We start from the raw sequence: 21345 nt of genomic DNA on the forward strand, positions 1-21345 counted from the left end.
GAGGATATATGCGCATGTAAGACTTGCGACAGAACTCTCGAATTATAAAAAAATGGGAGCTGAGGCCGATTAGCTATATAAGGTTTAACCCTATGGTCACAGTGAGACCATAGGTTGAGAACAGCTAAATTAGCTCCATTAATTCCATTCACTGAGTTTGTTGCAGAAGTCAGTTCATCAAGATCACTGGATAGTAAACCTCAACGTCTAGCGAGAACCTGAGAAAGTGCCTGCATGAGTATCATCACTATTGATTGAAGCATCATCTTCTGAGTTAATGGAGGGTAAGCTGATATCTTTAACTGGGGGGGGCTTATCAGCTGCAGCGAGGGCTACAGCTGAACTCGATTGAGCGCCATTACACCAACTTACACTGACATCTCTGAGATCTTCGTTACTGGCGGTTAAGATACGGCTGATGACAGGAGCCGGGTAATGTGAATTGCTCAGGTATTGTTTTATTCTATCTATACGTCGATTTGCCAGCCACATATTGTACTTGCGGACATCATCACTTGCTTGCAGCTTTAATATCTGAAACTCGAGCAGTAAATAGCCCGGTTTACTTGATGTACTTTCAATTAATTCATCCAACTGCTTGGCATACTTACTGGGGAAGTAAGAGCTGTTTTTAGCATAGGGTATTTCAGTGAGGTGTATATATTGTTTACACTCTGCTATAGCGCTTCCTGCAAACAGTAAACAGATAATAGATATGATTGCTTTCATTTAGAACTCCTTCGAAGCAATGCCCAGTAGACCTGCTGGAGACAGCAAGATTTATGGTCTAGGTAGATAATTTAGCTGCAAATCTATGCTAATACAGGATGAAAATCAATCCGTGTATTTTGCCTCTTTTATTAAAAAGTCGATTTATGCCCTATATGCAAGTATATTGTGCACAATATAACAACTGTGGTTTTGCTAATATGCCTAACGTAAAAGATACCAATCCTCTCTCACTCGATAGCCAAGTTTGTTTTTCCCTGTACAGTGCCAGCAATGCCATGGTGAGAGCATACCGTCCGTTATTGAATGAGTTGGACCTGACCTATCCTCAGTATTTAGCCATGTTGGTATTGTGGCAGCACCCAGGTATCAGCGTGAAAACATTAGGAGATAAACTGCATCTGGATTCGGGCACCTTGACACCTCTGCTTAAGCGTTTGGAGGTGAAAGGTTTGGTCAGCCGTGGTCGTAGTGAGCAAGATGAGAGAGTCAGAGTGCTGCATATTACTCGTTCCGGGAAGCAATTAGAGGCCGAAGCTGCAAAAATCCCCGAGCAGATGCGCTGTAAACTTGGGGGGGATCCGCAAGTATTTATTGAATTAAAACGTCTATGTGATCAAGCCTACCTATTACTCAGTTCAGCCAAATGAGCGAGTCTCATTTATAGAGGGAATTCATAGCAAAGCTAGGTCTGAACTTTGGTTAAATAATTGTGCTATCTTGGTTTTATTCGAGTAAATAGAGAAAACCATGGATACAATAGATGTGGTCATCATAGGGGGTGGGATCAATGGGGCTGGCATTGCGCAATGTGCATCGGCCGCAGGTTACAGCGTCTTATTACTCGAGAAAGGCGCTATCGGCGGGCAAACCTCCGCAAACTCAAGCAAACTCATTCATGGTGGTCTACGTTACCTAGAGACCGGACAGATATCTCTGGTCAGAAACTCCTTATCTGAGCGCCGAGCCTTGCTTCGGCTGGCGCCCCATCTAGTGAAAGCCGTGCCTTTCTATATCCCTGTCTATGACACGAGTCAGCGCAACCAATGGGCGATACGTGCCGGATTAATGGCATATTCAGTACTGAGCGAATTCGATCCTTTAGGGCGTTTCACCAGCTTGCCTGCGGTGGAGTGGTCGAAAATTAGCGGATTAAAGCTACAGGGACTAAAAGCCGTGTTCAGGTATTGGGACGCTCAGACCGATGATAAAGCGCTGACCCAAGCTGTGATGAGAAGTGCCCAAGACCTGGGGGCACAAGTGCTCAAGTATGCTGAGTGTGACGCGATAGTCCATACGCCAGATCACTGTGAAGTGAGCTACCTTTATCAGGATGATCTCGTGGTACAAAGAGCATCCTGTGTCATCAATGCCGCTGGTCCTTGGGTCAATGATGTGATAGAGAGCTTAGTTCCTCCCATGGCTAAAGAGCATGTCGATTTAGTACAGGGCTCTCATCTCCTATTGGACATTCCTGCACCCAGTGGGATCTTGTATCTGGAATCTTGCTTCGATAACAGGGTGGTGTTTGTGATGCCCTGGAAGGGGAAAACCTTACTCGGGACCACAGAAACGATTCTGGATAAGTTAGCTGGCAAACCCGAGTCGACGCGAGAAGAGATTTCTTACTTGCTTGGGATATATAAACATTACTTCCCGACCCTAGGGAGCGTTGAACAGCTGGAGGCTTTAATCATAGACACTTTTTGCGGGGTCAGGGTGCTGCCTAAGCTCAATGGCAGTTCATTCGATCGTCCAAGAGAGATATTACTTAAAACCAGTATTACTCATCCCAGGCTGATGACGCTCTATGGTGGTAAGTTAACCACCTTCAGAATAACGTCTAAAGAGGTGGTTCGCTGGGTGGCGTCTAAGTTAGGAAAACGAACTTCCATCGCTGATGTTGATATCACTCCTCTCTTGTGACTGGTCAGTTTCTGTGGTCCCGCCGTACATATGGGTTATTTCAGGCAGACTTTTGTCAGTGAGCTGAAATGGCTCGACGATAAACATTACACGAGTTCGGGTATCTCGGCGGGAGTCATCGAGGAGAAAATTGGCCAGCAGCTTAAGCCACTAAAATGGGAAGCTCTCGCTTCCCATTTTTTTAGCGGGCTTTTATCTAGACCGTCTCAGTTTCCAGCTTCTCCACCTTGACGGCGCAGACCTTAAACTCGGGGATCTTGGCCACAGGATCCAGCGCATTGATGGTGAGTTTGTTGGCCGCGGCCTCGGCAAAATGGAAGGGCAGGAACACGACTCCGGCTTGGGCACGCTTGGTGACGAATGCCTTTATCTCAATCTCACCACGGCGGGTCGTCAGCCTGAGCATATCGCCATTGCCAATCGCCAACTGGTCGGCATCGTAGACAGATATCATCACCTTAGGTGAGCCGAGCTCATCCAGTCCGGGGGTCTTTCTGGTGAGGGTGCCGGTATGAAATTGCTCCAGTAAACGTCCGGTCGACAGGATGAGCGGGTACTCTTTACATGGCACCTCCGCCGGCAATCTGTAACCTACTGGGAACATTCTTGCCCGGCCTCGGGTAAATTCATCTGTGTGCAGAATGGGGGTGCCGGGATGATTCTCGCTCGGGCAGGGCCACTGCAGTCCCTGATAGCCGTTTGCGCCATCGATATCTATGGCCTGCCAGCTGATGCCGCGATACTGAGGCGTCACTTCAGTGATCTCCTGCCAGATCTGTCGCTCATCCTGGTATTGCCAGTCGGCGCCCAAGCGATTGGCCAGCAGCTGCAGAATTTTCCAATCCTCCAGCGCATCTCCCGGCGGTGTTACCGCCACCTGCAACTGCTGTACCCTGCGTTCCGTGTTGGTGAAGTGGCCCTGTTTCTCGGCGAAGCTCAGTGCTGGCAGCACCACATCGGCGAGCTGCGCGGTTTCGGTCAGGAAGATATCCTGCACTATCAGCAGCTCGGCCGCGTTCAAGGCCTGAATAACATGGGCCTGATCGGGATCGCTCAGGGCTGGATTTTCACCCATAACAAACAGAGCCTTGAGATCTCCCTTGAGAATTGCCTGCATCATCTCGGTGGCGGCAATGCCAATCTGGCGGGGAAGATCATCCTTGCCCCAGGCCTGGCTGAATTTCTGCTGCACTCGTGCATCGTCGACTCTCTGGTAGCCGCTGAAGTAATTTGGCAGCGCGCCCATGTCGCAGGCCCCTTGCACATTGCTCTGGCCCCGAAGCGGATTGATGCCGGCCCCTTTTATCCCTATGTTGCCACACAGCAACTGGAGATTGGCGATGGCGGTGACATTGTCATGCCCTGAGGTGTGCTGGGTGATCCCCATGGCGTAATAGACCGCGGTTTTTTCTGCCGTGCCTATCATACGCGCCATGGTCATGATATCAGCGCCATTCACCTGGGTGATGACCTCGGCATTATCCAGGTTGTACTCGGTCTTCATCACCTCGTCATAGAGCGCGTCGAAGCCATCGACCCGGGCATGAATATAGTCGAGATCATGCCAGTCGTTGATGATGATCTGTTGCATGATGGCATTGAGTAGCATGACATCGGTGCCGGGCTTCTGGCTAACATACAGTTCGGCGTGATCGGCGATGTCGATCCGTTTGGGATCGGCGACCATCAACCTGGCATCGTGATCCCGAATCGCCGCCTTGATCTTCGAGGCTATGATGGGATGGGTGTTACTGGTGTCGGATCCCAAGATGAAGATCAGATCCGACTCCTTGATCCCGGAAATATCGTTGGTCATGGCGCCACTGCCTAGGCTTTCATTCAGGGCGGTGACTGTGGGAGCGTGACAGAGACGGGCGCAGTGGTCGATATTATTGGTGCCTATGACGCTTCTGAACAACTTCTGGAACAGGTAGTTATCTTCGTTGGTCGCCTTCGCCGACGCCAGTCCGGCGACGGCATCACTGCCATGGGTTGCGATGATCTGTGACAATTTAGCCCCGATAAAGTCGATGGCTTCATCCCAGGATACGGCAACCAGCTGTCCCCCCTTGCGTAGCAGTGGCTGAGTCAGGCGCTGTTCGCTGGCGATGAAGTCGAAGCCAAAGCGGCCCTTGACACACAACATGCCTTCGTTGACGGGAGAGTGAGTGTTGCCGCTGATGCGCTTAATGGTGTTGCTGGCCACATCGACATGCATATCGATCCTGCAGCCTACGCCGCAGTAAGTACATATGCTTGACACTTGCTTCAATGGAGCCGTCAGCCCCTGAGTCTTGTCACGCGCGTCGACGAGTGCACCCGTCGGACAGACCTGAACGCAACCACCACATTGGACGCAATTACTGTCATTCATCGAGGCGCTAAAGCCGGCTCTCGGTGCGCGCCGGCTCAGTTGGCCTGTCACCTCGGTTGGCAGCGCCTGATAGTTATCGGCCGCGAAACTGATGGCATGATGACCGGCCTGCTGCTGACAGATGTCGACGCAGGCGCCGCAGTTGATGCAGCGGTTGGCATCGAAGGTGATAAACGGGCTGCTGCTATCGACACTAAATTGTCTCGGTGCATGTTCCGGTTTGTCGGCAATCAGTGCCGCGTTATCAACCCGATAACGGGAGGCATAATCGCGCAAGTCACAACGCGTATTGGCCTGGCAGGCGCACTCCAGGCAGCGCGCCGCCTCCTGCATGGCCAAATCCGCGTCGAAACCCAGCTCGATTTCCTTGAAATTGAAGTTACGCAGCTGGAGGCTGAGCTCGGGCATCTTGACCTTAGGTTGGCGCTCTATATCTGGATAGAGGCGCGCCGACAGGCTGGCGGTCTTCTCGGCCTTGGTGGCATTAAATTGCTTGGGGATGAGGTCACATGTCAGGCCCTGGGTGAGTAACTTCTCGATGGCGATTGCCGCCTTGCGACCATCGGCCACCGCCGCTACCGCTGTCGCCGGACCGGTTCTGCAGTCTCCCAATACAAACAGCTTGTCGATACCGGTAGACAGGCCCGCCGACATGGTATGGTCGCAGCCTTCGAAGGTATTCCAGCGACTGAGGGCCAGCTCCCCGGTTACCAGTTGATCCTGTGGTTGTTGCAGAAACTCCATGTCTGGCATCTGTGACACGGCCGGGATCACGGTATCGAAGGCGTCGGTGAAGGTCTCTCCCGTTGCCACCGGCCTGCGTCTCCCGGATGCGTCGGGCTCACCGAGCGCCATCCTCTCGAACGTGATCGCGTTAACCCGGCCATGGTCATCGCTGTGATTTTCAATCGGATTGGTGAGAAAGAAAAATTCGACCCCTTCATGTTCGGCCTCCTCGATCTCATAGGCTTCGGCAGGCATCTCGTCGCGGGTACGACGGTAGATGAGGGTGACCTTAGCGCCATCTCGAAGGGCGGTACGGGCACAGTCGATGGCGGTATTGCCGCCGCCGATGACGGCGACTCTCTTTCCTGTCTTATAGCGTTTGTCGCTGCAGTAGTCTCTGAGGTAATCGACGCCCAGATAACAACCGTCGAGATCTGTACCGGGATAATTCATCGGCACCGCTTTCTGGGCGCCGATGGCGAGACAAACGGCATCGAAATCTTCGACCAGTTGCTGCAGATGTATGTCCTGTCCCAGCCTGATATTGGTCTCGATATTCAAGCCATTCTTGCATAGCAAGGCAATCTCTTTATCTAGGATATCTTTTGGCAAACGGTATTCGGGAATACCGTAGCGCAACCAGCCGCCGGCCTTGGGCATAGACTCATAGATGGTGACCTCGTGACCCGAGTTTGACAGGTAAAAACCTGCGGTGATTCCAGCCGGGCCACTGCCAATGATAGCCACTTTTTTCCCAGTCGCCGGCGCTCGCTCAGGCACATAGCTGTCGCTGTCGTCGATATCTAGATCCGCCGCGTGGCGCTTGAGCTGCCTTATCGCCACAGGTTCATCGACTAAGCCACGCCGACACTCGGCCTCACAAAATGCCGGACAGACCCGACCAATCGATAATGGTAGCGGCAGCGTCTGCTTGATCACCTTGACCGCTTCTCTATGATTGCCCTGGGCAATATGAAACAGGTAGGACTGCACATCGACGCCGGCGGGGCAGGCTTGCTGACATGGCGCCTCACAATCGGCAAAGTGATCACTCAATATCTCGGTCAATGCCGACTTGCGCAGCCGACTCAGGTGAGCCGATTGGGTAATGATAGTGACCTGAGAGCCTGCCGAGTCCATCAGGCTAGCGAGTTTGGTTTCACAGGCTTTAACCGTCCGCTTGCGTGCCTCCGTCTGCGGCGTCGAGTGATAGACCTCAACCACACAGAGATCGCAGTGGTTTTTATGCTTAAGCTGGGAGCCATGGTCAGTGGCTAAGATATTGACAAGTGGCGACTGACACAGGCTGGGGATGGTGATGCCAGCCTCGGTGGCTATGGTCAATATGCTTGTATCCGGGCTAGCCGATACTTGCTTGCCGTCGATTATCAGGTTTTTCATCGTGTCTGCCTTTGGCTATATTCGAGCTAAGCTGAGATCCTTTCGAGTCAGCTAATTGAAATCCAATAGAGAGCCTGCCGATATACGTAAATTAGGGGACTGAGGCTAAGCGCTATCTATAAAGGGATAATATGCTGTCATCGAGTATACCCAGACTCTTTTTCACAACAGGTCTCAGCAGCGCATTTAATGTGCGGTTTTGCGGCGGCGTGCACAAATCGTCCGATAGTGTGCTTTGGCGCAGAGGCTGGCTGAATCAGATTCAGATCTCGGTCGGTCACTCCAGGCTTGAATGCTTGAATGCTTGAATGCTTGAATGCTTGAATGCTTGAATGCTTGAATGCTTGAATGCTTGAATCTCGAGCTCGCCGTTCAGAAATCGCAACTTTCTCGGCTCTGTCTTGAGCCTCTTCTTCAATTCTACCTTGTCATCTTTTTTACAAAAACCACCACGAACAGGGCGATGGTGAAACTGCCTGTGAAGGCTTCTATTGCCGCAATGGCTCTTGAAAAACCTATGGGGGTAAAGTCGCCATAACCTAAGGTGGTAAAGGTCACCACCGAATAATAAATGCAGTTAAAAAATAGAAAAAGGTTGGTGGTGAAGTCATTTTCCGTGTCATATATATGTATATGACTGTCGTAACTCAGACCGGTGAAAAGGAAAAGTATGGCACAGACTAAGATCAGTCCCATAGAGAAGCCGATAACGCGCATCGGTGCTTCACCGTAGCCGCAAAAGATATCGATTGTCTTAGAAACGAAGCGTTTGAAGCTATGTTTAGGCATCTGATAACGGCGCATGGTGAGCTCTTTGCGGATATACTCACCCGACATGGCAAATAAACCTTCGCGTTCGGCGGCTTTTCTCAGGTCTCGGTAGATCTCTTCGGCTTGTTCGAAGTAATCTATGGCAATCTCCTTTTCGCCAAGTCTGGTCGCTTCTAATGCGAGCTTCTCTTGTTTTATTCTCTTGCCAATGGAGATGTTCTCAATTTTGGCGCCATTCCACTTGATGCCAAGCAAGTTTGTGCCGATTAAATTGGCGCAGTGGACGTTGGACTCCCTCAGATCGGCTTTCATCAGGCTGGCATTGTGCAGATTTAGATTGAACAAGTGAGCCTCTTGCAGATCGGCATGGTAGAGTTCGGCATTGGTCATATCGAAGCCAGTCTTCTGATGATGACGAACCAGATCTATGCCATGGAGCTTGGCATACTTGAGACATATTCCTCTGAGCATGCCTCCATCACGGGCAAATTGCTCTAAATTGGCGATGTCTTCCGGTTTATCTTTGATGATCTTTGGGTCATGCCAGTAACACAATCCTGAAGGCTGGGCCGGTTCTGAGCAGGAGTAACCTTCATCTTCGTAGTAGCAACATGTTGGGGTTTTATCTGTCATGCTGAAAGTATAGACAGGAGATTTCTGCTTTGTATGCAGCGCAGATATTAAATATTTGATACGTCATTAGTTTAGCTGAGTTTTCCATTCTGGCTGCAATCCTGGTTTCAATTCCTGGGTGTTAGCTGACAGTTGCAAGACCTAGTCTTCAATCCTAAGCGTATTAAGCACAATTCATCTCCTCGAACTACTAGTGGTATGCTTCCGATTAAGTTAAAATATTGGGTTTGCAGTTACTGCCTAATCTATTTTGAGTAGAAAGAGATATGTTTGAAGTAAATCCGGTAAAATTTAAAATCAAAGATCTTGCAGAACGCACCCTTAGCCTTCGGGGGTATCTTTGACTACGATGCTAAGAAAGAGCGTCTAGAAGAAGTTAGCCGAGAGCTAGAGAGTAGTGATATTTGGAATGACCCGGATAATGCCCAAGCCTTAGGTAAAGAGCGTGCAGCATTAGAATTAATTGTTAAGACCATCGACGATATGGATACGGGTCTCGAAGATGTCGAAGGCTTGGTCGAGCTGGCTATCGAAGAGGCTGATGAAGAGACCTTTAATGATGCCAGTGCCGAGCTCGATGGGTTAGATAAACGCTTGGCGGATCTTGAGTTTCGCCGCATGTTCTCCGGTCCCCATGATATTGCCAATAGTTATCTGGATATTCAGTCTGGCTCAGGTGGTACAGAGGCTCAGGATTGGGCCAATATGGTGCTGCGTATGTATTTGCGTTGGGGCGATGCACACGATTTTAAGCCTGAGCTTATCGAAGTGACCGCGGGCGATGTTGCCGGCATCAAGGGCGCAACTATAAAGTTCACCGGTGAGTATGCATTTGGCTCCTTGAGAACCGAAACCGGTGTTCATCGCCTGGTGCGTAAGTCACCTTTCGATTCATCGGGTAAGCGCCATACCTCTTTCTGTTCGGTATTTGTCTATCCTGAAATAGATGACACCATAGAGATCGATATCAACCCATCGGATCTGCGCATCGATACTTATCGTGCCTCTGGCGCCGGTGGTCAGCACATCAACAAGACCGAGTCTGCTATCCGTATTACCCATCTGCCGACCAATACTGTGGTGCAGTGTCAGAATGACAGATCTCAACATAAGAACCGTGATGCTGCCATGAAACAGCTCAAGGCTAAGTTGTATGAGCTAGAGATGCTCAAACAAAACGAAGAGAAGCAGGCGGCGGAAGATGCCAAGTCTGATATCGGTTGGGGCAGCCAGATCCGCTCTTATGTGCTCGATGATGCGCGTATTAAAGACCTGCGTACTGGGGTTGAGAGTCGAAATACCCAGAGCGTTTTAGATGGCGGACTCGACATGTTTATCGAAGCCAGCCTTAAATCAGGTTTGTAACACTGACAAATTTTTACCCGATTTATGTATAACGGCTCAGTAGACCTGAGCCAATTGAACGAATTTATTTTAACCTGTGATCTGTAACATTTACGAGAGAAGAAGATGACTGAACAAGTACAAGACGAAAACAAGTTAATTGCAGAGCGTCGTGCCAAGCTTGACCACATACGCGCTAACTGCCCTGCAAATGGTCACCCAAACAACTTCGATCGTAAACACAAAGCGGCAGATATTCAGGCTGAATATGGTCAGTATACCAAGGTAGACCTTGAAGGCATGGCGATCCAATGCAGTATAGCCGGTCGTATCATGGCTAAGCGTGGTCCATTTCTGGTTATCCAGGACGTCAGCGGTCGCATCCAGGCCTACGCCAGTAAAGACGTGCAGAAAGATCTTAAGGAAAAATTTCTGGGCTTAGATATTGGTGACATTATTGGTGTTACCGGTCAGCTACACCTGTCAGGCAAGGGCGACCTCTATGTGAACATGGAAGAGTACCAGTTGCTGACTAAAGCATTGCGTCCACTGCCAGAGAAATTTCATGGCCTGACGGATCAAGAGACAAGATATCGCCAGCGTTATGTCGACTTGATCGTCAACGAAGAGTCACGCAACGCCTTCATCATGCGCTCAAAGGTAGTAGCTGCCATTCGTAACTTCATGATCAAAAAAGAGTTCATGGAAGTTGAAACCCCTATGATGCACACCATCCCAGGTGGTGCTACGGCGCGTCCGTTTATCACTCACCACAACGCACTGGATATCGAGATGTATCTGCGTGTGGCACCTGAGCTTTATCTTAAGCGCTTGGTTGTCGGTGGCTTCGAGCGTGTATTCGAGATCAACCGTAACTTCCGTAACGAAGGTCTATCTCCGCGCCATAACCCAGAATTCACTATGATGGAATTCTATATGGCCTATGCAGATTATAAAGATCTGATGGACTTGACCGAAGAGATGCTCAGCTCTATCGCCACCGAGCTTTGTGGTTCTCCAAAGCTTCCATATGGCGAGCACACGGTAGATTTTGGCGGCCCATATGTGCGTTTGAGCATGTTGGATGCCATTAAGAAGTACAATCCTGACAATGAAACTATTCAGTCTATGACCTATGAAGAGGTTAAAGATGTCGAGTTTATGCGTGATCTGGCTAAGAGCATCGGCATGACAATCGAGAAGTTCTGGACCTGTGGTCAACTACTCGAAGAGATCTTCGGTGAAACAGCAGAGCCTCAATTGATACAGCCTACCTTCATCACAGGTTATCCTGTAGATATTTCACCATTGGCACGTCGTAACGATGAAAACCATTTCATCACCGACCGTTTCGAATTTTTCATCGGCGGCCGTGAAGTGGCTAACGGCTTCTCTGAGCTTAACGATGCCGAAGATCAAGACCAACGTTTCAAGGCCCAGGTTGCCGCGAAAGATGCAGGTGATGACGAAGCCATGTTCTATGATGCAGATTATATCAGGGCTCTTGAGCACGGCTTACCACCCACTGCCGGCCAAGGTATCGGCATCGATCGTTTGGTGATGTTGTTTACCAACACGCATACGATTCGTGACGTGATCTTGTTCCCAGCCATGCGCCCTCAAGCTCAAGGCTAAGTTTTGACTTGGATTGGCTTTGGATTGACTTGGGTGTTGTTTACCAACACCCGGCTCATATCAATCCGTGAGGTGATCTTGTTTCCAGCCATGCGTCCTCAAGCTCAAGGTTAACTTTCATCAAGAAAGTCAAAAAATGATAAAGGCAGCAGGGTTATTTACTCCGCTGCTTTTTTTATGATTAAAGCTGAATAAGCATAAGCACCTGCTTATTCATTTGGCTGCCAAAAGTCACTCTGAGTAGACCACTTTTCCATATTGATTAGTATAATATAATCAATGTTTAAGATGTTCCTCTAGCGGGTACATTTAAATTCGACAGATGTTCTGTTTTCATATAACTTTAATTTTATATTGAAATTTCCCTCTGATTTTTATAGTTTAAGCGGTAGGTTGTAAAATGCTGAATAAAGGTAAACTTGTTAGATGTATAGGCGGAGTAAGCTAATGTTTGAGTTTATGGCACTATGATAGATATTTCTATTTCATCGAAGTATTGGCAAAATTGGCAACACTCTGTCGATCTACTTTCGAGCTTTTCTCAATGTGCTGTCGTAGTAAGGGTCGTAAACGCTTCGGGACAATACTGTCCCAAATTAAGTTCTGCTTCCCTCGAAAATCATCAGGTTTTAGAAGAAAACTGCATTGCAGATTTGGCCAACAATTCCCATATTATAAAGTGGCCATCAAGGGCTGTATTTGGTTACTTATCTTTATGTATCGATTCTCAAATAATAGAGATAAACCCACTCAATCATTCTGAAGATAGAGATATTGTGCCGCTCAAACTCGAGTCTTTAATCGCATTGTGTATTAAAAATATTGAGTTGGAATTAAGCGAGATTTATCGTGAGCATCAACACCAAATCAAACTAGAACGCGGACCTATAGCGTCATTAGAAGATGTAAGTTTGCAACTTTTTATAGACAGTTTAAAAGAGCATATTTGGATAAAAGATACCTCTGGCCGTTACATGGTGTGTAATCAAAGTGTTGAAAGAGCATGGGGGAAAACTCGCGAAGAAATTATCAACAAAACTGATGAAGAGATTTTTGTTGCCGATTTAGCTAACGAATTTATTCAATCTGATCGTGATGCCATTCATAAAGGCATACAGATAACCACTGAGGAATGTAAGGGGCTGATTGAAGACGTTGATAAATATTGGTTAGAAACGTCTAAAGTACCATTGCTGACGGAAGATGGTGAACTTTTAGGTGTGGTTGGTGTTGCCAGAAATATCTCTCAGCATAAAGCGGTCCAAGAAGAGTTAGAGATAACTGGAAGGATATTTGAGAATTCTGTCGAAGGTGTGTTGATCACCGATAGAAAAGGTGAAATTCTTGAGACTTATGGGGCTTTCTCGGAAATAACGGGTTACTCAAAAGATGAAGTCGTGGGAAAAAACCCTCGTATGTTTAGCTCGGGGCGCCACGATAAAGCTTTCTTTACCGAATTATGGAGTCGATTAATCCATAAAGGCAAGTGGCATGGTGAGATATGGAACAGGCGTAAAAATGGCGCTGTATTTCCGCAAATGCTCACCGTCAGTTCTGTGTCTGGTGAGGATAGTGAAGTGCGTTACTTTGTCGCTGTTTTTTCCGATATCACCCTGCAAAAGAAAAGTGAAGCTGAGCTCGCACATCAGGCTTATCATGATCCTTTAACTCAATTACCCAATAGAATGGCGTTGATCTCACTGATTGAACAGGACATTCGTCACGCCGAAGTTCAACAAGGACAACTGGCGACGGTATTTATCGATGTAGATTTTTTCAAACATATCAATGATAGTTTTGGTCATCTGGCTGGCGATAAGATTTTAGTGGAGTTAGCTGGCCGTTTAACTAGCCTGAAAGGGGCTGAAGACACCTTGGCGCGAATCGGTGGCGATGAATTTGTGGTACTACTACCACAGGTAGAAGGAAATGAAGAGCTGACATTAGCCTTAAGTAAACTCAGAAAGGCATTTGAGCAACCATTTATTATTGATGACAATGAGCCAATAAGGTTGACCGCTAGCATGGGGGTGTCGGTGTTCCCCCATGATGGTAAGGACAGTTATACCTTGCTGAGAAATGCAGACTCTGCAAAGCATAGAGCTAAATTGGATGGCCGTAATAGCTACGCCTTTTATACGGAGTCTTTAACCCAAGAATCTAGAGAGCATTTGAAGCTACAGAGTGCTTTACATGCTGCGTTAGACAAGCAAAATTTCCATCTGGTTTATCAACCTAAGCTTGATTTTGTGACCATGGAAACGACGGGGTTTGAAGCATTATTACGTTGGTGTGATCCTGTGCTCGGCAATGTCTCTCCGGCTAAGTTTATTCCAATCGCAGAGAAAATTGGCTTAATTAATGAAATCGGCTTATGGGTATTGAAACAGGCGTGTCAGCAAGGCGTTAAATGGATTTCTCAAGGGAAAAAATTCGGTCGGATTGCGGTTAATGTCGCGGGCCAACAATTACAGCGAACGTCTTTTGTTGATGAAGTTAAACAGGTGTTGCAAGAAACTGGTTTTCCAGCGAGTGCATTAGAACTTGAAGTTACAGAGAGCTTTATGATGTCAGATCCTGAGGTTGTTATCCGGGACCTACAACGATTAGGTGAAATGGGAATTGAACTCTCTATTGATGACTTCGGCACCGGCTATTCGTCGCTAAGCTACTTAAAAAAATTGCCTATTCATAAGCTGAAATTAGATCAATCCTTCGTTAAGGATCTGCCTCTGGATCTAGACAATGCCGCGATAGCGAAAGCTGTGATCGCGTTAGGGCAGGCCTTGAACCTCAAGGTGATAGCCGAGGGGGTCGAGAATGAAGCCCAAGCGACATTTTTAAGAGATAACGGATGTGATGAAGCACAAGGTTATCTTTATAGTAAACCCATGTTACCTGAAGCCTTAAATGACTTTCTATACTAACGATAGATAACATTGACCTCATTTTGATTTATTACGAGTAGTTAGATGAAAAATATTTTGTGTTTCGGTGATTCAAATACTTGGGGTTATGAACCTGTGGTATGTACACGTTATGCCTACGATGTTAGGTGGACAGGTGCGCTGCAAAAGAGGCTTGGTAGCCAGTATCGCGTCATCGAGGAGGGGTTAAACGGTCGAACATCTGGTTTTGATGAACCCGGGCGCGACTTTAGCAATGCTGCTCGTTACTTCCCTATGCTGCTTGAATGCCATAGACCATTGGATCTGGTCGTGATCATGCTAGGTACCAATGATCTCAAGTCTCAATTTCAGCTTACGTCATCGGCTATTGCCCAAAGTGTAAAAGGACTCTGTGAGATGGTGCTCAATGGCGAATATATTGACAATACTCATACTCAATTACTGCTCATTGCACCGCCCCATGTGGCTAATCTTCCCGCCGAAGATGTGCAGATTTTTTCTGGCGCCAGAGACAAGTCTCTGCAATTAGCGACAGAGTATAACAAGGTCGCGGATGAACTAGGAATCTTGTTTATGGATGCTAGTGAGGTTGTTGAAACAACCGATGCCGATGGATTGCATTGGACGGCGCAGCAGCATCAGGATTTCGCTGCTGTATTAAGTGACAAGGTATTGAGTATTTTTGTCGATTAATGTTCTTTCCTAATATCTATTAATCAGATTTATGCTCTTATTTTAACTATAAAACACGAGTTATTTCAGTAAGCTCAATGACTTTTCCTGGCTGCATGTTATCTAGCATGATATTGCCAATACGTACTCTGACTAGCCTCATGGTAGGGAAGTCTGCGGCTGCGGTCATCTTACGAATTTGACGGTTCTTGCCTTCGCTGATGGTGATAGAGATCCAACTCATGGGCCCATGTCTGGGGTCTCTTATTTTTCTGCCATTGCTAGGAAGTTCTGGCTCTCCATCTAGCTTGAAAACCTTGCAAGGGAGTGTGAGATATTTCTCCCCCTTGATGCCTATCTCGACTCCCAGTCGAAGACGGATTATCGCCTCATCATCAATATCACCATCGACCTGGACATAGTATTCTTTCTCTACCTTCTTACTACGGACTCGATGACTGACCATGCCATCGGTTGTCAGTAGCAGTAGGCCTTCAGAGTCATGATCTAAACGCCCAATCGCCATGATCCCCGTAGGGAAAAGGGCCAATTCACCGAGCAATTTCTTACTCTTTCTGGTTTCGGGGACAAATTGGCTAAGAAATCCATGTGGCTTAAATATCTTGAAGTGGCGATGGGGCTCACTTGGATCTGGGCTATTGACTGGGTTGGAGTCAAGTTGAGAAGAGCTATCATGCATCGCTGTGTGTCATAGATGGGTCAAAGATGTGTGTCATTATACCCGTTAAGCGGCATCACAGCAGCTAATAGCAGATTATTAGTAGACGCGGAGATGCTGCAGTATCAAGCCTCATACAATAATAAATGACAGCGCTGTCATTTGGCGTTGTAGTAATGTTAACTTAACAGGCGACAGGCGAGAAAAAGGCCGATGCGATTCTGGCGACGGTGGAGGGGGCGTTGACTGCAGCATGCCCGGCATCCGCTTTACAGTTACACAAGAATGCAGTGCTTGTGATTGATGAAGCAGCAGCCTCTAAGCTGTCAGATCGTGATTTCTACAAGCATATAGAAGTAGAAAATCAAAAGTTATTGGCGCGACTAGCCAAGTTCTGAGCCATATTTTTTAAGAGATCACAGCTGGCTTTGAACAAGTAGTAAACAACTTGTATGTTATAACGATTGGTATTAATTTTTAAGCCAATCAGTTAAGGAGAACATCATGCTGCGGAAAATGACGATTTTAGTCGCTGCCATCATAGCCATTCCCTTCATCTTGGCGCTTTTTGTGCAGAACCTGATTGAGAATGATCTCAGCCAGGGATTAGGCAATCTCAAATTATTGCTTGAATCGGATAAGGCTATAAATACAGACGTTATAAAGTCTCTTGATGAAGCTTCCATCTAGCTTTTCATTTTGTAGTGCTAGCTGGCCAAGTGGCGCAGAAGGTGGGTTAAAGGTTCGAGATTCCTAGAATCTAGGTTTTAGTTCCTAGGATCTAGGAACTAAAAATTTCTATTTCATCAAGCTGAAACTGATAAATCCAATCCAGCTGATAACGAGTAAGCCCCAAGGTAGCAGGTGGGCATTGGACTGACTGGCTACTGCAGATGTCTCACTCTCTGCTGTCTTAGCCGTTCTAGCCTTGGCCTTGATATCTTGCTTGCGGGCCTTGTCTCGGTCGCGGGCCTTGTTCTTGTGCTGTTTCTTATATTCTGCGATACCTTTCTCGATACCTGCGGCAATCAGTTTAGTCTGCTCTTTGGTTTGCCTTGGCTTTTGAGTGGCCTTGGCCACCTTTATCGCTTCATTTTTTGTTTCGTCGGAGATATTTTTCGCCGCAACCATCTATAGAATCTCAAGGTGTTTTATTGGCTGCGACTATAGCACATGACTCGAAGGGATTCTGTTTCAGGTAGGCAAACAAGCCTGTTTGCAGATTCACATTCCAGAAGCGTCCCGCCAGGGTTTGGGTCATGATTTTTCCGCTAATCTTGACCAGCCCATGAGTCTTCCAGGCGGAAAAAAGGGGCATTAAGTGACTGACAAGTTCAGTATCAAAGTTAGCTAAGGCTAGCACTCCACTGTCTAATCCAGCCTTAAACTGACTATCTAGGGCGGCCGACGGGTTAGGTGACATTATCATGCCAGGTACCTGTGACGGCAGCGTGTCTGTAGCAATACTAGTGTCTGTAGCTTGTGACTGAGCTTGGTGCCAATGTGACAGGTCGCGAGCATTCATGATGCCGTGGCCATGAATATTCCCGCCAGCGCCTGCGCCAAAGGGAAGAATCTCTATGCCACTCTTGGCTAAGGAGTTATAGATGCTACGTTCCCGCTTATCTTGGCGCCAATGGCAACTGGACAGGCGTTGCCAGTTTGATGACTCTAATAGGCTGGCACCGGCGGCGTACATACTTGCACGAGTCTGGCTATCAACGGCGGGGGCGAGTGTTTGCTGCTTTTGTTTGTTCGTTGCCTTCTTCTCGGCCTGCTGACTCAACCTTGTGCCCTGTAGGCCGATGAGCTGATAGAGATCCACTCCGTGGACGCCGGACTGGATGACATCTTGCAGATCTTGTTGCCATATCTCCATGGTTTGACCCGGTAGGCCAAAGATAAGATCGGCAACGATCGTGGCACTCGGGTGCTCGCTCAATTCTTGCAAGCGCTCGATCAGGGTTTCTCTGTCATCGAAGCGGCCTGCGGCGAGTCGAACCTGAGTGTCGAAGCTCTGTACTCCGAAGGAGAAGCGGTTAAAGCCGGAGCATAGTGCCGCATTGAATTTAGCATGGGTGAAGCCATTGATGCGTCCCTCCAAGGTGATTTCAGCGTCTTTAGCTAAGGGAAAGGCTTGAATCGCCTCGCCTATTATGGCTATTTCGCTGGCTTGCATGTCCGTCGGCGTGCCGCCTCCCACATAGACGGTATCGAACGTACCACTTTGGACGAATGGGGTTTTAGAGGCGATATAAAGCTGTTTCGACAGCTCATCGACATAGTGGCTAATACGGGCCGGGTTGGAGCCATTCTCGAAGAAGTTACAGAAGCTGCAGCGTTTGCGGCAGAAGGGAAGGTGTATATACAAGGCTCGTTGTGTTGCCGATGTCGGGCTTGTCCACCAGGTTTGCCATTGCTGTGGCGTTAAATTTAGCGGATGACTCCCACCTCGCCCGGCATGGGGGGCACTCTTGACTGTGAAGGCAAATTTAAGGGGGTCGGGACTGGATATCCCAGTCATCAAGGGGGTTAAAATAGGGCTGTTTACGTCATTGTTTAGAGAGTTATGGATGTTATTCACTGGGCATTCTCTTCTGTGAGGGCGACTCGACAAGGATCACTTGTTGATAATGATAATTACTATCATGTTGAGGTTTGTTGCTTTCGATCAAAATATGATGAAGTGAATTGTAAAGATTGCCTGGCAGACTCGATGATTGCCAGGCAGTTAGTTCTGCAGCAAGGGCCTAAAAAAGCAGGGGGATATCGCTGTCCGGAGCTTTGACCACGAGAGGGTCGTATTTCCACACCTGACGGATAGTCTCGGGCGACAGAGCCACTCCGGGAGGGCCTTGGCTGACAATCTGTCCTTGCTCCAAAACCACTAAGTTGTCGGCATAGCGTGATGCATGGTTGAGATCGTGCAGCACCACAATGACGGCATAGTTTTGCTCGTGAGCCAAGTTTTTGGCTAAGGCTAACACCCTGTGTTGCTGAGCGAGATCCAGTGCCGAAGTGGGCTCGTCCAGCAGTAAGATAGGTGGGCGACTCGCCTGCTGTAGCTGAGTCAATACTCTCGCGAGTTGTACTCGTTGTTTCTCTCCGCCAGACAGGGTTGGGTAACTGCGATGCTTAAGTGACAGCAGATCTAGCCTGTGTAACTGTTGTTCTACAATTTCCGCTCCTTGGCTACGGCTAACACTCAAGGGATATAACCCCATGGCGACGACCTCACTCACCTTGAAGGGGAAGGTGAGGCTGGCGTGTTGGGGCAGAACGGCCAGAGTCTTGGCCAATTCTAATCTATTCCACTCATGTATCGGCCGATTACCGAGCAAAATCTTACCGGCATCGATGTCTGTTTCCTGACAGAGACTCTTGAGCAGTGTCGACTTACCCGCGCCATTTGGGCCCAGCAGGGCGGTGACCTTGCCGGCTGCGATGGTGAGGTTAATGTCAGTCAATACCGGCTTATTATCTATGCGGACCGACAGATGTTTAATTTCAATCATATGTCTGTCACCTAGATAAATTTCGACCGCTGTTTTAACAGCAGGAAGATAAAGAATGGAGCACCAAGCAGCGCCGTCACTAAGCCAACGGGTAGCTCAGATGGCGCCACCAGAGAGCGGGCGCCTATGTCGGCCAGGGCCAATATTACCGCACCTAGCAGGGCGCTCAGTGGCAATAGTTGCTTGTGGTCAGGGCCGATGAGAATCCGCACCAGATGGGGAATAACCAGACCGATAAAGCCTATGATGCCGGTTGCAGCCACAGAGATCCCCACACCTAACGCACAGAGTATGATGAGTTTAAATTTAAGCTTATCTACGTCTATGCCCAAGTGACGGGCTTCAGACTCCCCAAGCAGTAGCGCATTGAGCGCCCTGGCGCTGCGATTGAAGTGCCAGCTAAGTAACACCAGAGCGACTAAGGCGAGAATGACATATTGCCATTGAGCACCGGCAATAGAGCCCATCTGCCACAGGGTGAGATCTCTCAGGGCCATATCGTTGGCCATGTAAGTCAACACGCCTATTCCTGCCCCTGCTAAGGCTGCGACGGCTACGCCGGAAAGCAGCAGTAACATCACAGAGGTTCCTGTCGGGCTGGTGGCTAAGCGGTATACCAGAAGAGTGGTGATTAAGCCTGCGAGAAAAGCACTGAAGGCGATCCAATATTGGGCAGCCGCAGGAAACATGACTATGCATATCGCTGCACCCAGAGCAGCCCCGGAAGAGACTCCTATGATGCCGGGATCGGCCAAGGGATTACGAAACAGGCCCTGCATCACGGCGCCACATTGTGCCAAAATTGCGCCCACGGCCATGGCCAGAAGCGTTCTTGGCAGGCGAACATTGTTGATCACCAGCTGCTCATGGGGAGCGACACTGACGATTTCATAATGAGTCGCCCAGGAGATCACCGCGCTGAGACTGGTAGACGGGCTGATATTCAGCGGTCCCGTGCTTATCGACAATACACTGGTGATGACCAGCAAGGCGATAAGTCCAGGCCAGAGCCAAGGTTGGCTATTCATAATGTTATCCAAGGTGTGAGCATGTGATTAATATCGATTAATTTCAATTAGAACGCTGGCGAGTTTATCGGCCGCTTCGATGGCACTTAGGCCTAACCCGCCTAACAAGGCTTGGGGTTTGATTGAGCGTATTTGCTTGTTTTTCCCTGCTGGAGTGTAGGCCAGCAGTGGCATGGCTTTAAGCACTTTTGCGGTGTCGCTAGCAGCCTTGTCCGCATCACTCATTGATGTTTCAGTTTGAGCGTGTGAGCGATTAGAGATCAGGATAAGATCCGGTTGCAGGGATAAAATGCCCTCCTGAGACAGGCTCTTATAACCGGAGAAGTCGGCGATGTTGTTGCCGCCGGCTAGCTTGATGATGATATCGGCTGCAGTGCCCTCACCGCCGACCCGTGCTGGTCTGTCGGCTTGCAACAACATAAACAAGATCTTAGGTGCCTGTTCAGATCTGCCAACTTGCTGCTTCTTTGCGGCGATGGCATCCAGAGAGGCTTGAAGCTTAAGCTTCAACTGTTTGGCTTGCGCCTGACGATTCAGTAACTTGCCCATCGTATCGATATTGCTCAGCAACTGAGGTCGATCATTGGCCGTAGGCAGTTTGACAACTTCGACATCGGCGCTTCTGAGCACCTCCAGGGTCGTTTCCGGGCCCATGGCATCGGTGCCCAGAACCAGCGTCGGGGTTAAGGCTAAAATACCTTCTGCCGACAGCATTCTGTGATAGCCCAATTTCTCTATGTTTGTCATAGATGGAGGCAGTATGCTGGTGGAGTCCACCGCCACTAACTCGTCTCCGGCCTCGAGTGCCAATACCAACTCGGTCACCCCGGCGCCCGCACTCACCAAGCGTGGCTGTACTTGCTCATGAGAATGAACGCCTTCATGGGCCGATACATTGAATGTCAGTAACAGGCTGGCAGATAACAGCAGGCACTTCGAGCTAACTTGTCTATTAAAAACGTGTGATAGATTGAACATATGCGGCTCCGAAAATAGGCTAATG

Annotated in this window: 16 protein-coding genes and 1 pseudogene; 8 read left to right on the forward strand and 9 right to left on the reverse strand. The window is 48.5% G+C overall.

What is annotated here, in order from left to right; genetic code table 11:
- Positions 1–207 precede the first annotated feature (207 nt).
- Positions 208–729, reverse strand: coding sequence for a hypothetical protein (locus KT99_RS00150; protein ID WP_005495696.1), 522 nt, complete (start codon positions 727–729; stop codon positions 208–210).
- A 200-nt stretch (positions 730–929) separates the two neighbouring features.
- Between KT99_RS00150 and KT99_RS00155 the strand changes: the two genes are divergently transcribed.
- Together KT99_RS00155 and KT99_RS00160 are read left to right on the forward strand one after the other, a co-directional pair.
- Positions 930–1379 (forward strand): MarR family winged helix-turn-helix transcriptional regulator, encoded by a 450-nt coding sequence (locus KT99_RS00155; RefSeq protein WP_040571423.1) that lies wholly within the window; start codon positions 930–932, stop codon positions 1377–1379.
- Positions 1380–1479: 100 nt separating this feature from the next.
- Positions 1480–2655 (forward strand): glycerol-3-phosphate dehydrogenase/oxidase, encoded by a 1176-nt coding sequence (locus KT99_RS00160; RefSeq protein WP_005495700.1) that lies wholly within the window; start codon positions 1480–1482, stop codon positions 2653–2655.
- A 196-nt stretch (positions 2656–2851) separates the two neighbouring features.
- Here KT99_RS00160 and fdhF read toward each other — a convergent pair whose 3' ends face one another.
- Together fdhF and KT99_RS00170 are read right to left on the reverse strand one after the other, a co-directional pair.
- Positions 2852–7156 (reverse strand): formate dehydrogenase subunit alpha, encoded by a 4305-nt coding sequence (fdhF, locus tag KT99_RS00165; RefSeq protein WP_005495702.1) that lies wholly within the window; start codon positions 7154–7156, stop codon positions 2852–2854.
- Positions 7157–7576: 420 nt separating this feature from the next.
- Positions 7577–8560 (reverse strand): ion channel, encoded by a 984-nt coding sequence (locus KT99_RS00170; protein WP_005495704.1) that lies wholly within the window; start codon positions 8558–8560, stop codon positions 7577–7579.
- A 266-nt stretch (positions 8561–8826) separates the two neighbouring features.
- Here KT99_RS00170 and prfB point away from each other — a divergent pair.
- The 4 genes from prfB (at position 8827) to KT99_RS00190 (ending at position 15141) form a co-directional block, all read left to right on the forward strand.
- Positions 8827–9925 (forward strand): peptide chain release factor 2 gene (prfB, locus tag KT99_RS00175; protein WP_198401981.1). Its coding sequence is split into 2 segments (ribosomal slippage): positions 8827–8901 and positions 8903–9925, totalling 1098 coding nucleotides; the frame shifts between segments, so codons are not numbered across the junction.
- A 105-nt stretch (positions 9926–10030) separates the two neighbouring features.
- Entirely contained in the window at positions 10031–11539 is a 1509-nt protein-coding gene (gene lysS / locus KT99_RS00180; RefSeq protein WP_005495707.1) for a lysine--tRNA ligase, read from the forward strand.
- A gap of 467 nt (positions 11540–12006) precedes the next feature.
- Positions 12007–14466, forward strand: coding sequence for a putative bifunctional diguanylate cyclase/phosphodiesterase (locus KT99_RS00185; RefSeq protein WP_005495709.1), 2460 nt, complete (start codon positions 12007–12009; stop codon positions 14464–14466).
- A gap of 45 nt (positions 14467–14511) precedes the next feature.
- The gene (locus KT99_RS00190; RefSeq protein WP_005495711.1) at positions 14512–15141 is read left to right on the forward strand and encodes an SGNH/GDSL hydrolase family protein; all 630 of its coding nucleotides are present in this window, start codon (positions 14512–14514) and stop codon (positions 15139–15141) included.
- A gap of 46 nt (positions 15142–15187) precedes the next feature.
- On the opposite strand, the gene KT99_RS00195 is transcribed toward KT99_RS00190, so the two are convergent.
- Positions 15188–15820, reverse strand: coding sequence for a pseudouridine synthase (locus tag KT99_RS00195; protein WP_005495712.1), 633 nt, complete (start codon positions 15818–15820; stop codon positions 15188–15190).
- Between the two features lie 170 nt (positions 15821–15990).
- On the opposite strand from KT99_RS00195, the pseudogene KT99_RS20260 reads away from it, so the two are divergent.
- A pseudogene (locus tag KT99_RS20260) lies at positions 15991–16197 on the forward strand (glucosamine-6-phosphate deaminase); the annotation flags it as partial.
- Between the two features lie 106 nt (positions 16198–16303).
- Entirely contained in the window at positions 16304–16489 is a 186-nt protein-coding gene (locus KT99_RS00200) for a hypothetical protein (RefSeq protein ID WP_005495722.1), read from the forward strand.
- A gap of 108 nt (positions 16490–16597) precedes the next feature.
- Here KT99_RS00200 and KT99_RS00205 read toward each other — a convergent pair whose 3' ends face one another.
- The 5 genes from KT99_RS00205 to KT99_RS00225 form a co-directional block, all read right to left on the reverse strand.
- On the reverse strand, positions 16598–16930 hold the full coding sequence (locus tag KT99_RS00205) for a DUF2956 domain-containing protein (protein ID WP_005495723.1): 333 nt from the start codon (positions 16928–16930) through the stop codon (positions 16598–16600).
- Between the two features lie 10 nt (positions 16931–16940).
- On the reverse strand, positions 16941–18383 hold the full coding sequence (hutW, locus tag KT99_RS00210) for a heme anaerobic degradation radical SAM methyltransferase ChuW/HutW (RefSeq protein ID WP_232504213.1): 1443 nt from the start codon (positions 18381–18383) through the stop codon (positions 16941–16943).
- Between the two features lie 166 nt (positions 18384–18549).
- Positions 18550–19314 (reverse strand): heme ABC transporter ATP-binding protein, encoded by a 765-nt coding sequence (locus KT99_RS00215; RefSeq protein ID WP_005495732.1) that lies wholly within the window; start codon positions 19312–19314, stop codon positions 18550–18552.
- 11 nt (positions 19315–19325) lie between these two features.
- Positions 19326–20342 carry a FecCD family ABC transporter permease gene (locus tag KT99_RS00220; RefSeq protein WP_005495734.1) on the reverse strand — a complete coding sequence of 339 codons (1017 nt, stop codon included), beginning with the start codon at positions 20340–20342 and terminating at the stop codon, positions 19326–19328.
- Positions 20343–20369: 27 nt separating this feature from the next.
- On the reverse strand, positions 20370–21320 hold the full coding sequence (locus tag KT99_RS00225; protein WP_005495735.1) for a heme/hemin ABC transporter substrate-binding protein: 951 nt from the start codon (positions 21318–21320) through the stop codon (positions 20370–20372).
- Positions 21321–21345: the final 25 nt, after the last annotated feature.

The organism is Shewanella benthica KT99 (assembly GCF_000172075.1).
GTDB classification, from domain to species: domain Bacteria; phylum Pseudomonadota; class Gammaproteobacteria; order Enterobacterales; family Shewanellaceae; genus Shewanella; species Shewanella benthica_A.